This is a genomic window from Neisseria sp. HMSC065C04 (genome assembly GCF_001815375.1).
GTDB classification, from domain to species: Bacteria; Pseudomonadota; Gammaproteobacteria; order Burkholderiales; family Neisseriaceae; genus Neisseria; species Neisseria flavescens_D.
Genome location: NZ_KV820416.1, coordinates 974 through 2,236, shown reverse-complemented (window position 1 = coordinate 2,236; position 1,263 = coordinate 974). Strand labels below are relative to the sequence as shown.

Sequence of the window (1,263 nt, the reverse complement as noted above, 5' to 3'; positions counted from 1 at the left end):
TGGGAATTTAGGGGATTTTGGGGAATTTTGCAAAAGTCTCAGGCCGTCTGAAGCATCAAATGATGTTTCAGACGGCCTTTTGAATTACAACAGACTGCTAAAGATATATTCATTTATCTTTGGCTACTGTCCTGATTAATTCATCAAATAAATTCAAAACATAATCCAAGCATAAAAAAATGCGGCCTAAATAGGCCGCATTTACTTTGCTTTGTCTTTTCAGACGGCCTTTTCAGGCCGTCTGAAAGTCAGATTACCATTGGTAACCAACTGCTGCGGTAGCACCGAAGTGACCACGTGAGTTGCCGGAAGCAGTACCTTTGATGATCCAGTTACCACCATCGGAGATGCTAGAGAAGCCGACAGCGTAACCGGTTTCACCGCGGTAGTGACCGCCACCGATAGCCAACATGCTCTTACCTGGCAAGTAAGCTTGTGGCAGACCGGCAGTAGCCAAGGCTTGAGCCACACCTGCGCGGGCGTTGTTGTCAACCTTGTTCACATTGCTGTTCACATCGCCGAATTTTTGGTTCAGCTGGTCAACGTTAACCGCATCGGTACCGTTCTTACCTGGAGCAACATTTTTAATAGTAGTGTTGCCGGCATCGATACCACCTTGGTTGATGGTTACAGGACCTGCTTTCAGTTCGTTAGTAGTAACACTGTTAACGGTCAGATCAGGGTTCAAGCTGACTTTCAGTGCATCGCCGTCTTTCTTAACGAAGATGTTTTGAACTTCTTTCTCTGAAGTCTTACCGGTTGCTTTGTCGAATACTTGAACTTTAGTACCCGCATCACCTTTAATCTGAATAGTGTTATTCAGTTTTTTGGAGATAGAACCGTCAGTAGTACCAGTCTCGTCAACCAGACCGAAGGTGCCGTCAGCATCTTTACCATCTTTACCGTCTTTACCATCTTTCACGGTTGCAGTAGTAGTAGAGATGACTTTACCGTCTTTATCGAAGTTGTTGATAGTGATAGTAGAAGTACCTTTTGCTTCATCACGCTCAACTTTACCTTCAGCAGACTTACCGTTTTCACCGGTATCACCTTTAGCACCAGTATCACCTTTAGCACCGTCTTTAACAACAGTAGTAGTAGTGTTACCGTTACCATCTTTGATGGTTACAGTGTGAGTACCGTCACCGTTGTCTTTAACTTCAGCTTCAGCATTCTTACCGTCTGCACCAGTAGCACCGGTTGCACCATCTTTAACGACAGTAGTAGTAGTGTTACCGTTACCGTCTTTGATGGTTACAGTGT

Annotated in this window: 1 protein-coding gene; it reads right to left on the bottom strand. The window is 44.7% G+C overall.

Going from position 1 to position 1,263, the window contains the following annotated elements:
- Positions 1-253 precede the first annotated feature (253 nt).
- Positions 254-1,263: YadA family autotransporter adhesin (locus HMPREF3022_RS06750; RefSeq protein ID WP_210399666.1), on the bottom strand; the 1,010-nt coding region annotated here is incomplete at its 5' end.